9 protein-coding genes and 1 pseudogene are annotated in these 13,295 nt (G+C 64.9%); 1 reads left to right on the top strand and 9 read right to left on the bottom strand.

Annotated features, from left to right (window positions below; all coding sequences use genetic code 11):
- Positions 1-54 precede the first annotated feature (54 nt).
- Positions 55-789: pseudogene (locus tag NGM28_RS17855) on the top strand (AI-2E family transporter); the annotation flags it as partial.
- A 151-nt stretch (positions 790-940) separates the two neighbouring features.
- On the opposite strand, the gene NGM28_RS17850 reads toward NGM28_RS17855, so the two are convergent.
- From NGM28_RS17850 to nuoG, 9 genes are all read right to left on the bottom strand, one after another.
- The gene (locus NGM28_RS17850; RefSeq protein ID WP_252090962.1) at positions 941-2,992 is read right to left on the bottom strand and encodes a TonB-dependent receptor family protein; all 2,052 of its coding nucleotides are present in this window, start codon (positions 2,990-2,992) and stop codon (positions 941-943) included.
- A gap of 200 nt (positions 2,993-3,192) precedes the next feature.
- Positions 3,193-4,662, bottom strand: a complete 1,470-nt coding sequence (nuoN, locus tag NGM28_RS17845) for an NADH-quinone oxidoreductase subunit NuoN (RefSeq protein ID WP_213657492.1) — start codon at positions 4,660-4,662, stop codon at positions 3,193-3,195.
- A 7-nt stretch (positions 4,663-4,669) separates the two neighbouring features.
- Positions 4,670-6,202, bottom strand: coding sequence for an NADH-quinone oxidoreductase subunit M (gene nuoM, locus NGM28_RS17840; protein ID WP_011534623.1), 1,533 nt, complete (start codon positions 6,200-6,202; stop codon positions 4,670-4,672).
- A gap of 40 nt (positions 6,203-6,242) precedes the next feature.
- The gene (gene nuoL, locus NGM28_RS17835) at positions 6,243-8,096 is read right to left on the bottom strand and encodes an NADH-quinone oxidoreductase subunit L (protein WP_240066456.1); all 1,854 of its coding nucleotides are present in this window, start codon (positions 8,094-8,096) and stop codon (positions 6,243-6,245) included.
- Entirely contained in the window at positions 8,093-8,401 is a 309-nt protein-coding gene (nuoK, locus tag NGM28_RS17830) for an NADH-quinone oxidoreductase subunit NuoK (protein WP_008096201.1), read from the bottom strand. The genes nuoL and nuoK overlap by 4 nt, the downstream gene beginning before the upstream one ends.
- A gap of 3 nt (positions 8,402-8,404) precedes the next feature.
- Positions 8,405-8,905, bottom strand: a complete 501-nt coding sequence (gene nuoJ, locus NGM28_RS17825; protein ID WP_011534621.1) for an NADH-quinone oxidoreductase subunit J — start codon at positions 8,903-8,905, stop codon at positions 8,405-8,407.
- A gap of 10 nt (positions 8,906-8,915) precedes the next feature.
- Positions 8,916-9,464, bottom strand: a complete 549-nt coding sequence (gene nuoI, locus NGM28_RS17820) for an NADH-quinone oxidoreductase subunit NuoI (protein WP_003251442.1) — start codon at positions 9,462-9,464, stop codon at positions 8,916-8,918.
- 11 nt (positions 9,465-9,475) lie between these two features.
- Positions 9,476-10,483, bottom strand: coding sequence for an NADH-quinone oxidoreductase subunit NuoH (nuoH, locus tag NGM28_RS17815; RefSeq protein ID WP_011534619.1), 1,008 nt, complete (start codon positions 10,481-10,483; stop codon positions 9,476-9,478).
- Positions 10,480-13,194: an NADH-quinone oxidoreductase subunit NuoG gene (gene nuoG / locus NGM28_RS17810; RefSeq protein ID WP_252090961.1), complete on the bottom strand. Its 2,715-nt coding sequence runs from the start codon at positions 13,192-13,194 to the stop codon at positions 10,480-10,482. The genes nuoH and nuoG overlap by 4 nt, the downstream gene beginning before the upstream one ends.
- Between the last annotated feature and the right edge of the window lie 101 nt (positions 13,195-13,295).

The raw sequence follows: 13,295 nt of genomic DNA, 5'->3' as shown, positions 1-13,295 counted from the left end.
AGCTTTTAAGTGCCGCCTGCGTCTTAGGTGTTCAGTCCCAGAGAGTCATGGTGCATCCTTAACGTCTTGCTGGTGCAGGAAGGCGCCGCGTTGTACCAGCGCATCGAGAGCGGCCAGCTGGACATCGCCGGCTACCTCGAGCGCGGCCAGGACATGCTGCCGGCCTATGCCCAGCATTTTCTCGACCGCATGGGAATGGGCAACCTCGACGGCCTGCGCGACAAGATCACCCGCTGGGCCACCCAGGGCAGCCGGTTCCTGGCTGCCCTGGCGTACAGTTTCGGCCAGGGCGCGTTCGAGCTCCTGGTGAGCTTCGGCATCATGCTCTACCTGCTGTTCTTCTTTCTACGTGAGGGCGCTGAGGTGGCGCGCTAGGTACGTCAGGCGGTGCTATTGACCGAGAAGCAGAAACGTCGCCTGCAACTGAAGTTCAAGCGTGTCGTACGCGCCACCGTCAAGGGCAACTTGCTGGTGGCGATCACCCAGGGGGCATTTGGTGCTGGATATCCCCAGCGCGCTGGTCTGGGGGCCGGTGGCGGTGTACTTCCTGCTGACCGGAGCAACGTGGCAGGGGATCGTGTTGATCGCTTTCGGGTTCTGGTGATCGGGTTGGTGGACAGCCTGTTGCGGCCGATCCTGGTGGGCAAGGATACGCGGATGCCGGATTACTTGGTGCTGGTGTCGACATTGGGTAGGTTGGTAGTGTTCGGGCCGTTGATCGCGGCATTGTTCGCGTCGAGTTGGGCGATCTTCGTGTCGACCAAGCCGCAGGTGCAGTTGCCTCTGTAGGAGCGGCTTTAGCCGCGATGCAGGCAACGCGGTGCCTGGTACCCGCTTCGCGGGTGATCGCGGCTAAAGCCGCTCCTACAGCGGTCTTGGCAAAACAATGGGTTATGTTTTGTTCCATGAGAGCCGGCTTGCCGGCGAACAGGGCCAATGATCAGCGCAAGCTGTAGGAAACCCCCGCATACACCCCGAACCCTTCCCCCGGCGTCGAGCGGGCAATGTCCTGCCCGGCGTCGTTGTACCCCGGCGTCACCGTCGCCGCATAACGCTTGTTGGTCAAGTTGCGCAGGTCCAGCCAGGTTTGCCAGTCCTGCTTCGGCGAGTCCCAACCCAGGCGTGCGCCGAGCAGGGCATAGGCGTCGGCGTGGTAGCCGTTGGCATAGTCCACCTGCACCTTGGAGGCCATCTGCGTGTTCACCCCGGCGTAGAAACCGCTCGGCCAGTCGTAGCGCAGTTCGGCCTGGTAGTAATGCATGGGGATGCCGGGCAAGCGGTTGTCGCCGAACTTGTCGTCGTCGCGGTAGTGGAAGTCGCTAAAGGTGTAGGCCTGGCGCAGGCTCAGCTTACCGGTGCCGGGTTGCTCCCAGAGGAGGCTGTCCAGGCCGGCTTCGATGCCTTGGTGCACGGTGGGGCTGGCATTGAACTCCTTGAACGGCAAACCTTGCACGACTTCCACGTTCAGCAGTTCGTGGCGTACCTGGGCGTAGTACCAGGCCAGGTCCCAATGCCCCAGTATCGAATCGCCACGGGCACCGAGCTCCAGGGTGGTAGCGGTCTGGTTCTGCATCTTCATGGGCTGGTTGGCGACCGGCGCACTCCAGACCAGCGACCACGGGTGCGGCGGCTCCACCGAGCGACTGAGGTTGCCGTAGACCTGCAGGTCCGGGCGGATGTCGTAGCGCAGGCCCAGCCGTGGCGCATAGTCCCAGTCATGCTGGCTGACCTTGCCACCTGTGGTTGGGTAGGTGACGTCGCTCTCGCGGCGGGTGTAGATCATTGCCAGGCCGGTGGTCAGCCACAGATCGGGGATCAGCTCCAGGTCGTTGCCCGCATGCAGCACGGTGTCCGAGCCCTGGTAGCTGAAGTCGCGGGTGCGGGCGCCGAAATTGTCACCGCTGGTGCGGGCGAACTGCGAGGCGCCGCTGTTGGGCAGGTGCTTGGTGGTGCGCCAGCCAACGGTGGTCTTGCTCTCATGACCGAACACAGTGTCGCGACGGAAGTAGTTCAGTGTACCGCTGACGTCGCTGTAGGCGACCTTCAGGCGCATCGGCCCCTCGCGCAGGTCCATCGGGTAGTCGTGATAGACCAGCCCCGCCTCGAGGCGCGAATCATCATCCAGGAAGAAGGTAGTCTTGTTGCCCACCCAGGTACTGCCCGGTTGCGGGCGGCTATCGTCGCGGATCAGGTAGGCCGGGTTGGCCGCGCGGGGATGATGCTTGATCTGATCCTTGGTCAGGCGCCCGGCCAGGTTGTTCTCGGTTTCCCGGTAACGCAGGTAGAAGCGCGTCTCCAGGTTCGGGTTGAAGCGGTAGCCGACGTTGGCGGCGATGCCCTTGGCGCTGCCGCTGCTGTGGTGCTGGTAGCCGTCGTACTCGGCATCGGTCAGGGCGACGTAGTAGTCGAGGTTGCCCAGTACCTGGCCGGAGCTGATGTGCCGGCGCTGATAGCCGCGGCTGCCTACTTCGTAACGCACCTGCAAGGGCGCGGCATCGTAGCCGGTGTGGGTCACATAGTTGATCGCGCCGCCCAAGGCCAGCGAGCCTTGGTCGAAACCGTTGGCGCCGCGCAGCACTTCTGCGCGGCTCAGCCAAAGCGGCTCGAACAGTTCGTAGGGGGTACCGCCCGGGCCGGTCAGCGGCAGGCCATCGAACATCGTGTACACCCCGGAGCCGTGGGCGCCCGGTGCGCGGTTGATGCCCGAGCCACGGATCGACAACTTGATGCCGTCGTTGCCCGCCGACTGGGCGAACACCCCCGGCTGATAGGCCAGCACATCCTGGTTGCTCGCTACTCGGCCCTGGCCCACCTTGCCCATGTCCACCAGGTTGCTGGCACCGGGGATTTCACGCAGGTGGTCGGCAGCGGCTTCCAGTTCGGTTTGCTGTTGGTCCTGGATCAGCACCTGGTCGAGTTCGACGCGGTTGGCGGCCTGGGTTGTGCCGGCGACGAACAGGGCCAGCAGGGAGTAGGGGAGGGTGGGGCGCATGGGGACGGGGTTCCAGATCGAGTGCGGGAGTCTGACGCTGCAAAGGGCAGACGAAGCACAGTGGTCGATCTGTAATCGGTTCGCCGGCAAGCCGGCTCCTACGAGGGGCAGACGCACCACCGTAGGAGCCGGCTTGCCGGCGAACCGCACGCAAAAAAACACCCCGCCGAGGCGGGGTGTCTTGCACATCAAGGAACCGATCAGCCGATCAGTTGCAGGCCTGCCTGCTGCACCATCTCCAGCAGCGGCTGCGGGTACACGCCCAGCACGAAGGCGAGAATCGCGATCGCCAGCAGCATCACGCCACCGGTGCGCTGTTCCCATTTCAGCGGGGCGTCATGGCGACGCAGGTTTGGTTCGACCAGGTACAGGGTGACCATGACGCGCAGGTAGTAGTACACGCCAATGGCGCTACCCAGCACCAGGGCGCCGACCAGCCACCACAGCTGCGACTCGACGCCGGTGGCGATGATGTAGAACTTGCCGATGAAGCCTGCGGTCAGCGGGATACCGGCCAGCGACAGCATCATCACGGTCAGCACCGCGGTCAGGTACGGACGGCGCCAGAACAGGCCGCGGTACTCGTACAGGGCGTCGGCGTCACGGCCGGCGTACGGCGAGGACATCAGGGTGATCACACCGAACGCGCCGAGGCTGGTGATCACGTAGGTGACCAGGTACACGCCCATGGCTTCCATGGCCAGGCCCTTGCTGGCGACCAGGGCGATGACCAGGTAGCCGAAGTGGGCGATGGACGAGTAACCCAGCAGACGCTTGAGGTTGCTCTGGGTCAGCGCCAGCAGGTTACCGATCAGGATCGAGGCGACCGCGATCACCGCCAGCACGGTGCTCAGCACGCCACTGCTGGCGGCAGGGGAGAGCATGAACAGGCGCACGACCACGGCGAACACCGCGACCTTGCTGGCGGTGGCCAGGAACGCGGCGACCGGCGCCGGGGCGCCTTCGTACACGTCCGGGGTCCACAGGTGGAACGGCACCAGCGACAGCTTGAACGCCAGGCCCACCAGCATCATGCCCAGGCCCAGCTGCGCCAGCAGGCTCGGCATGCTGGTGGCGGCCAGGGCCTTGCCCAGCTGGTCGAAGGTCAGGCTGCCGGCATCGGCGTACAGCAGCGCCATGCCAAACAGCAGGAAGGCGGAGCCGGCGGCCGACAGCACCATGTACTTGATGCCGGCTTCCAGCGAGCGCTTGTTGAAGAAGGCATACGCCACCAGGCCGTAGACCGGCACCGACAGCAGCTCCAGGCCGATGAACAGGCCGGCCAGGTGGTTGGCGCTGACCAGCACCAGGCCACCCAGTGCCGACATCAGCAGCAGCAGGTACAGCTCTTCACGGTTGCCCGGGAAACCCTTGGAACCTTCGCCGAGATACGCGTGGGCGAGGGTAACGCAGGCCAGTGTCGCCACCAGGATGATCGCCATGTACAGGCAGGCGAACTTGTCGATGGTCACCAGCGACGTGACCGCCAGCGGCGCGACCTTGAGCGCCGGCAGGATCGACAGCAGGGCCAGGTTCAGGCCCACGGTGGACAGCAGGAAGGTCTGCGAGTGGTTGCGCTTCCAGGCGATCGCCAGCATCACCACCACCGTGGTGATGGTGGTGATCAGCATCGGCGCCAATGCGATGAAGTGTTGAGTGGTGAATTCCATAGCGCTCTTACCGGGCCGAAGCGAGTTGAGTGAAAGCGGAACCGAGCCACTGCTGCACACCGCTCATGGTGGCGGCAGAGGTGTCCAGGAACGGCTGCGGATACACGCCCAGCAGGATCAGCAGGCCCGCCAGGCCCAGCACCATGATCAGCTCGCGACCGTCCATGCCGGCCAGCACGGTGTCGGCCTTGGCCGGGCCGAAGTAGGCGCGGTGGATCATGATCAGCGAATAGACCGAACCGAACACAAGGCCCGTGGTGGCGATCACGGTGATCCACGGTACGTGGGCGAAGCTGCCGATCAGGATCAGGAACTCGCCGACGAAGTTGCCGGTGCCCGGCAAACCGAGCGACGCGGCGGCGAAGAACAGGCTGATGGCGGGCAGGTAGGCGATGCGGTGCCACAGGCCACCCATTTCGCGCATGTCACGGGTGTGCAGGCGCTCGTACAGCTGGCCGGCCAGGATGAACAGCGCGGCGGCCGACAGGCCGTGGGCCAGCATCTGGATCACCGCGCCCTGCAGGGCCTGCTGGCTGCCGGAGTAGATACCGATCAGCACGAAGCCCATGTGCGAGACGCTGGAGAACGCCACCAGGCGCTTGATGTCGGTTTGCGCGAAGGCCAGGAAGGCACCGTAGAAGATACCGATCAGGCCCAGGGTCATGGCGATCGGCGCGAACTCGGCCGAGGCGTTCGGGAACAGCGGCAGGGCGAAGCGCAGCAGGCCGTAGGCCGCGGTCTTCAGCAGGATGCCCGCCAGGTCCACGGAACCGGCGGTGGGTGCCTGGGCGTGGGCGTCAGGCAGCCAGGAGTGGAACGGCACCACCGGCAGCTTCACCGCGAAGGCGATGAAGAAGCCCAGCATCAGCACGTACTCGACGCCGGCCGGCAGTTCGGCCTTGAGCAGGTCGCTGTAGTTGAAGGTGAGCACGCCGGTGGTGTTGTAGTTGACCAGCACCAGGCCGAGGATCGCCACCAACATGATCAGGCCGCTGGCCTGGGTGAAGATGAAGAACTTGGTCGCCGCGTAGATCCGGGTCTTCTTGCCGTCGGTCGAGCTGTGACCCCAGAGCGCGATGAGGAAGTACATCGGCACCAGCATCATTTCCCAGAAGAAGAAGAACAGGAACAGGTCGAGCGCCAGGAACACACCGACCACGCCGCCGAGGATCCACATCAGGTTGAGGTGGAAGAAGCCGACGTGGCGCTGGATCTCTTTCCACGAGCACAGCACCGACAGCACACCGAGCAGGCCGGTGAGCAGGATCATCAGCAGCGACAGGCCGTCGAGGGCCAGGTGGATGCTGATGCCGAAGCGCTTGATCCACTCGACTTTGTACTCGAGGGCCCAGGCGGGCTCCGCGCCAGGGGCGGGCGCCAGGGTGTAGTTGCCGTTCGCCCACAGCCACAGGCCGATGCCTAGCAGCAGGGACATGGTCAGCAGCGCGATCCAGCGCGGCAGGGTAGAGCCGAAGCGCTCACCCAGCCAGCACAGGAAGCCGCCGATGAAGGGGATCAGGATCAGCCAAGGCAAAATCATGACGGGTTGGTTTCCTTTGGCAAAGTCGCAAGATTCATAGTCATACCGCGGCCACTACCACGGCACCGAGCACCAGCACGGCGCCCACGGCGATCGAGGCGGTGTACCAGCGCAGCTGGCCGGTCTCGGTCTTGCTCATGGCGACATGGCCGCCACGGGCCATCCGAGGGATGAGGCCGATGCTGCGGTCAACCGGGTCCTTGCGCAGGAGGTGGCTGATCAGCAGGTATGGTTTGACGAAGAGCTTGTCGTAGATCCAGTCGAAGCCCCAGGCGGCGAACCACCAGGCCGACAGGACGCGACCGATACCGCTGTTGGCGACCGCGGTGACGAAGCGGCGCTTGCCCAGGAACAGCAGGGCCGACAGCAGGATACCGGCGATGGCGATGGCGCCCGAGGCGATCTCCAGCGAGTGCTTGGCTTCGCCACCAGCGTGGCCGGCGCTTTCAGGCAGCACGCCTGCCAGCGGCGGATGGATCCAGGCACCGACGAAGGTCGACAGCACGATCAGCACGCCCAGCGGCAGCCAGTGGCTGATGCCGTGGCCAGCGTGGGCTTCGGTCTTGGCTTCACCGTGGAAGGCGATGAAGATCAGGCGGAAGGTGTACAGCGAGGTCATGAACGCGCCGACCAGGCCGGCGTACAGCAGGCCGCTGTTGCCGCTGGCGAAGGCTTCCCAAAGAATTTCGTCCTTGGAGTAGAAGCCCACGGTCAGGATCGGCAGGGCGGCCAGGGCGGCGCCACCGACCACGAAGCTGGCGTAGGCCAGCGGCAGCTTCTTCCACAGGCCGCCCATCTTGAAGATGTTCTGCTCGTGGTGGCAGGCAACGATCACCGCACCGGAGGCAAGGAACAGCAGGGCCTTGAAGAAGGCGTGGGTCATCAGGTGGAAGATCGCCGCGTCCCAGGCGCCAACACCCAGCGCGAGGAACATGTAGCCGATCTGGCTCATGGTCGAGTAAGCGAGGATACGCTTGATGTCGGTCTGTACCAGCGCGGCGAAGCCGGCCAGGACCAGCGTGACGCCACCCACGACGCCGACCAGGTGCAGGATGTCCGGCGCCAGCAGGAACAGGCCATTGGTACGGGCGATCAGGTACACGCCCGCGGTTACCATGGTAGCCGCGTGGATCAGTGCCGAAACCGGGGTCGGGCCCGCCATCGCGTCGGCCAGCCAGGTCTGCAGCGGCAGCTGGGCCGATTTGCCGACCGCGCCACCCAGCAGCATCAGGGTCGCCAGGACCATCCAGGTGTCACCGGCCTGGAACTTCTGCGGTGCCAGCACCAGCAGCTCCTGCACGTTCAGGGTACCCAGCTGGGCGAACAGGATGAACAGGCCGATGGCCATGAACACGTCGCCGATACGGGTGACGATGAACGCCTTGAGTGCCGCGTTACCGTTGTTGCGGTTGCTGTAGTAGAAACCGATCAACAGGTACGAGCACAGGCCCACGCCTTCCCAGCCGAAGTAGATGAACAGCAGGTTGTCGCCCAGCACCAGGAACAGCATGCTGGCGATGAACAGGTTGGTGTACGAGAAGAAGCGCGAGTAGCCGGCTTCGCCACGCATGTACCAGGAGGCGAACAGGTGGATCAGGAAGCCGACGCCGGTGACCACGCCCAGCATGGTGACCGACAGGCCGTCCACGTACAGGGTGAAGTTCGGCGCGAAGCCGTCCACCGACATCCACTGCCACAGCAGCTGGCTGTACGCGCCGCCTTCAGGCGGGGCGACGTTGAACTGCCAGATCACGTAGGCGGCGGTGGCCGCCGACAGACCGACCGAGCCGACGCCGACCAGCGCCGACAGGTTCTCGGACCAGCGGCCGCGCGAGAACGACAGCAGCAGGAAGCCGATCAGGGGGAATACGAACGTCAGGAAGATAAGGTTCATCCGCGCATCTCACTGGCAGCATCGATGTCGAGAGTGTGGAAGCGGCGATACAGCTGCAGCAGGATCGCCAGGCCAATGCTGGCCTCGGCGGCTGCCAGGCTGATCACCAGAATGAACATCACCTGGCCGTCGGGCTGGACCCAACGGGCGCCGGCGACGATGAACGCCAGGGCGGAGGCGTTCATCATGACTTCCAGGCTCATGAGCACGAAGAGGATGTTGCGGCGGACCATCAGCCCGACCAGACCTAAGCAGAACAGGATGCCGGCGACCGCCAGACCATGCTCGAGAGGGATAGCACCCATGATTTACTCCTTCGCCTCGTTGCGGCCCAGGTGGAAGGCGGTGACGGCTGCGGCGAGCAGCAGCATCGACGCCAGTTCGACCACCAGCAGGTACGGGCCGAACAGGCTGATGCCCACGGCCTTGGCGTCCACGGTGGTACCGCTGATGGCCGCGCCACTCGGGGTGACGAACAGCACGTACAGCAGCTCCAGCAGCAGCAGGGCGGCGAGAATCACCGGCCCCGCCCAGATGCCCGGCTTCAGCCAGCCACGCTCCTGGGCGACCGAGGCCGGCCCGAGGTTGAGCATCATCACCACGAAGACGAACAGCACCATGATGGCGCCGGCGTAGGCGATCACTTCCAGGGCGCCGGCGAATGGCGCACCGAGGGAGAAGAAGATCATCGCCACGGAGATCAGCGAAATGATCAGGTAGAGCAGGGCGTGCACGGGGTTGGTGCCGGTCACCACGCGTAGCGTGGAGACAACGGCGACGCCGGATGCGAAGTAGAAAGCGAATTCCATCTTTCTGTCCTTATGGGAGCAAGCTCTTCACGTTGATCGGCTCGGCTTCGTTCTGCGCAGAGCCCTTCGGCTTGCCAGCGATCGCCATACCCGCAACACGGTAGAAGTTGTAGTCAGGGTTCTTGCCGGGGCCGGAGATCAGCAGATCTTCTTTCTCGTACACCAGGTCCTGACGCTTGAACTCGGCCATTTCGAAATCCGGAGTGAGCTGGATCGCGGTGGTCGGGCAGGCCTCTTCGCACAGGCCGCAGAAGATGCAGCGCGAGAAGTTGATGCGGAAGAACTCGGGGTACCAACGGCCGTCTTCTGTCTCGGCCTTCTGCAGCGAGATGCAGCCGACCGGGCAGGCCACCGCGCAGAGGTTGCACGCCACGCAGCGCTCCTCGCCGTCGGGGTCGCGGGTGAGGACGATGCGGCCGCGGTAGCGCGGCGGCAGGTACACGGGTTCTTCGGGGTACTGCAGGGTGTCGCGCTTGCGGAACCCGTGGGAGAACACCATGGCCAGGCTGCGCAGCTGGGTGCCGGTGCCCTTAACGATGTCGCCGATATACTTGAACATGGGTCAAATCCTCACTGGGCCGCGACGGCTGGCGTGTTGTAGAGCACAACCGCAGCGGTCACCAGCAAATTGATCAGGGTCAGCGGCAGGCAGAACTTCCAGCTGAAGTCCATCACCTGGTCATAGCGCGGGCGCGGGATCGAGGCGCGCAGCAGGATGAACAGCATGATGAAGAACGCGGTCTTCAGGGCGAACCACAGGAACGGCACTTGCGGCAGGATGCCGAACGGGCCGTGCCAGCCACCGAAGAACAGGGTTACCAGCAGCGCCGAGATCAGGATGATGCCGATGTACTCACCGACAAAGAACATGCCCCATTTCATGCCGGCGTATTCGATGTGGTAGCCGTCGGCCAGTTCCTGTTCCGCTTCCGGCTGGTCGAACGGGTGACGGTGGGTCACGGCGACGCCAGCGATGAAGAAGGTGCAGAAACCGAAGAACTGCGGAATGATGAACCACAGGTTGTTGGCCTGGTATTCAACGATGTCGCGCATGTTGAACGAACCCACCTGCACCACCACGCCCATCAGCGCCAGGCCGAGGAACACCTCGTACGACACGGTCTGTGCCGAAGCCCGCAGGCTGCCCAGCAGGGCGTACTTGTTGTTCGACGACCAGCCGGCGAACAGCACGGCGTAGACCGACAGGCCGGCCATGGCGAAGAAGAACAGCAGGCCGATGTTCAGGTCGGCGACGCCCCACAGCGGGGTGATCGGGATGACCACGAAGGCGATCAGCAGGGCACTCATGGCCACGACCGGCGCCAGGGTGAAGATCATGCGATCGACGAAGGGCGGGTTCCAGTCTTCCTTGAAGAACATCTTCAGCATGTCGGCGGCGATCTGGAACATGCCGAACGGGCCGACACGGTTCGGACCGTAGCGGTCCTGCCACCAGCCCAGCAGGCGACGTTCGACGAAGCTGAGCAGCGCGCCGCAGACCACCACGGCCAGCAGGACCACGATGGCCCGCACGACGGTGAGGATCACATCGATCACTTCGGGGGTGAACCAGCTCATTGTGCTGCCTCCTGCAGACCTTCGACGGATGCACCGAAGATGGCGGGCGGAATGCCGGCCAGGCCTTTGGGCAGCGCAACCAGGCCAGCGCCCAGTTCTTCATTGATACGCAGCGGCAGGCGCAGCGAAACGCCGGCGACGGTCAGGCTCAGCAGCGCGCCTTCATTGACGCCCAGGCGGTCGGCTTCGGACTTGGCCAGGCCGACGTAGGCGGCTGGGATGCGTTCTTGTACCGGGGCGGCGCGCGAGGAGCTCTCTTCGCTGCCGAACAGGTGGAAGAACGGTACCGCGGTCCAGGTGCCACGGGCCGGGTTGAACGCGCCCGGGATGGCGGTGAACCAGTTGAGCTTGTCGCCTTGCGACTCGATCAGGCGCACACCCGGGTCACCGGCACGCAGGTGGCCGCCGACTTCGTCCTGGAACTTGTTCCAGGCTTGCGGCGAGTTCCAGCCTGGCGACCAGGCGAACGGCACTTGCTGGCGCGGCTCGGCGGAGCCCGAGTAACCTTCCATCGAGAAGGCGAACGCGGTGTCCTTGTCCTGCGGCGTGCGCGGCTCGTGCACGCTGATGTTGGCGCGCATGGCGGTACGGCCGGAGTAGCGCAGCGGCTCGCGGGCCAGCTTCATGCCCTTGATGCGGAACGCGGCGCTTGGCGCTGCGTTGACGATGCCGGCCAGTTGCGGGGCGGCTTCGGCGCAGGCGCTGGTGACGTGGTCCAGCTGGGTCCAGTCCACCGGCTTGTTGAGCAGGGTGGCACGCAGGGCGTGCATCCAGCGCCAGCCTTCGTGGATCTGGATGCTGCTGTCCAGGTACTGCGGGTCGAACACCTGGAAGAAGCGCTGGGCACGGCCTTCCTGGCTGACCAGGGTGCCGTCGCCTTCGGCGAACGAGGCGGCTGGCAGCACCAGGTGGGCGCGGTCGCTGGTGGCGGTCTTGGAGTGGTCGGCGACGATGATCACCTTGGCGGCGGCCAGGGCAGCGTCGACCTTTTGTGCCGATACGCGGGCGTACAGGTCGTTTTCCAGTACCACGATGGCGTCGGCCTTGCCGCTGATGACGGCGTCCAGCGCGGCATCGACGGACTCACCGCCCAGCATCGCCATGCCGAGGCTGTTGGCCTCAGGGACGACCAGGCTCAGCGAACCGTTCTTCTCGCGCAGCTTGAGGGCCTTGGCGATGTTGGCGGCGGCTTCGATCAGCGCCGGGTCGGCCAGGGAAGTACCGGCAACCACCAGCGGACGCTGGGCGGCGACCAGGGCGTCGGCGATGCGCTTGGCCAGGGCTTGCGCTTCCTGATCCAGACCTTCGACGGCAGGTGCGCTCGGGTCGATGGCGTGGGCCACGGCGAAACCGATGCGGGCCAGGTCGGCGGGGGCGGCGTGCACGCACTCTTCGGCGACGTCGTCCAGCTTGGTTTCAGCCAGCGCAGCGATGAACAGCGGGTACAGCGCGTGCTGGCCGATGTTCTTCACCGCGGCGTCGAGCCACGGCTGTACACGCATGGCGTCGGCCATGGCCTCGGCCTTGCCCTTGGTGGCCTGGCGCACGGCCAGGGCAACGCGGGCGGCGGTTTGCGTGAGGTCTTCACCGAGCACGAACACGGCGTCGTGGTCTTCGATGTCGCGCAGGGTGGGGACTGGCAGCGGGCTGTTGTTCAGCACGTTCAGCGCCAGGCGCACGCGGGCCAGTTCGCCAGCTTCCATGCCGGAGTAGAAGTACTCGGCGCCGACCAGCTCACGCAGGCCGTAGTTGCTCTCGAGGCTGGCGCGTGGCGAGCCGATACCGACGATGGTGCGGCCGCGCAGCAGGTCGGCGGCCTTGTCCAGGGCGGCATCCAGCGACAGCTTGGTGCCATCGGCCAGCAGCGGCTGGCGTGGACGGTCCTTGCGGTTGACGTAGCCATAGCCGAAACGGCCGCGGTCGCACAGGAAGTACTGGTTCACCGAGCCGTTGAAGCGGTTCTCGATGCGGCGCAGTTCGCCGTAGCGCTCGCCGGGGCTGATGTTGCAGCCGCTGGAGCAGCCATGGCAGATGCTCGGGGCGAACTGCATGTCCCACTTGCGGTTGTAGCGCTCGGAGTGGGTCTTGTCGGTGAACACACCGGTCGGGCAGACCTCGGTGAGGTTGCCGGAGAACTCGCTTTCCAGCACGCCGTCTTCAACGCGACCGAAGTACACGTTGTCGTGGGCGCCGTAGACACCCAGGTCGGTGCCGCCGGCGTAGTCCTTGTAGTAGCGCACGCAGCGGTAGCAGGCGATGCAGCGGTTCATCTCGTGGGCGATGAACGGGCCGAGGTCCTGGTTCTGGTGGGTACGCTTGGTGAAACGGTAGCGGCGCTCGTTGTGGCCGGTCATTACCGTCATGTCCTGCAGGTGGCAGTGACCGCCTTCCTCGCACACCGGGCAGTCGTGCGGGTGGTTGGTCATCAGCCATTCGACGACGCTGGCGCGGAACGCCTTCGATTCGTCATCGTCGATGGAGATCCAGGTGCCGTCGGAGGCAGGGGTCATGCAGGACATGACGATACGACCACGGGTGTCGTTCTCGTCGGTGTACTGCTTGACCGCGCACTGCCGGCAGGCGCCGACGCTACCGAGCGCCGGGTGCCAGCAGAAATAGGGGATGTCGAGGCCGAGCGACAGACACGCCTGTAACAGGTTGTCCGCACCGTTGACTTCGAGCGCTTTGCCGTCTACGTGGATAGTGGCCATTGTTCAAAGTTCTTCGTTGGCCCGCGTGGGCGGGCGTGGCTAATGGAAATCGGTGAGCCTGCGGCCGGCCTCGAATCGTTCGGGCCGGCCGGCAGGCTGGC

The sequence above is a fragment of the Pseudomonas sp. MWU13-3659 genome (assembly GCF_023757525.1).
In the GTDB taxonomy this organism is placed as follows: Bacteria; Pseudomonadota; Gammaproteobacteria; order Pseudomonadales; family Pseudomonadaceae; genus Aquipseudomonas; species Aquipseudomonas entomophila_E.
Note: the sequence above shows the minus strand (reverse complement) of the source record. Positions and strands in the feature narration are given on the sequence as shown.

Bases quoted from the DNA above. Each gene is read 5' to 3' on its own strand.
- nuoK (WP_008096201.1), bottom strand. From the start codon at position 8,401: ATGGGTGCTATCCCTCTCGAGCATGGTCTGGCGGTCGCCGGCATCCTG.
- nuoL (WP_240066456.1), bottom strand. From the start codon at position 8,096: ATGAACCTTATCTTCCTGACGTTCGTATTCCCCCTGATCGGCTTCCTG.
- NGM28_RS17850 (WP_252090962.1), bottom strand. From the start codon at position 2,992: ATGCGCCCCACCCTCCCCTACTCCCTGCTGGCCCTGTTCGTCGCCGGC.
- nuoH (WP_011534619.1), bottom strand. From the start codon at position 10,483: ATGAGCTGGTTCACCCCCGAAGTGATCGATGTGATCCTCACCGTCGTG.
- nuoI (WP_003251442.1), bottom strand. From the start codon at position 9,464: ATGTTCAAGTATATCGGCGACATCGTTAAGGGCACCGGCACCCAGCTG.
- nuoN (WP_213657492.1), bottom strand. From the start codon at position 4,662: ATGGAATTCACCACTCAACACTTCATCGCATTGGCGCCGATGCTGATC.
- nuoG (WP_252090961.1), bottom strand. From the start codon at position 13,194: ATGGCCACTATCCACGTAGACGGCAAAGCGCTCGAAGTCAACGGTGCG.
- nuoM (WP_011534623.1), bottom strand. From the start codon at position 6,202: ATGATTTTGCCTTGGCTGATCCTGATCCCCTTCATCGGCGGCTTCCTG.
- nuoJ (WP_011534621.1), bottom strand. From the start codon at position 8,905: ATGGAATTCGCTTTCTACTTCGCATCCGGCGTCGCCGTTGTCTCCACG.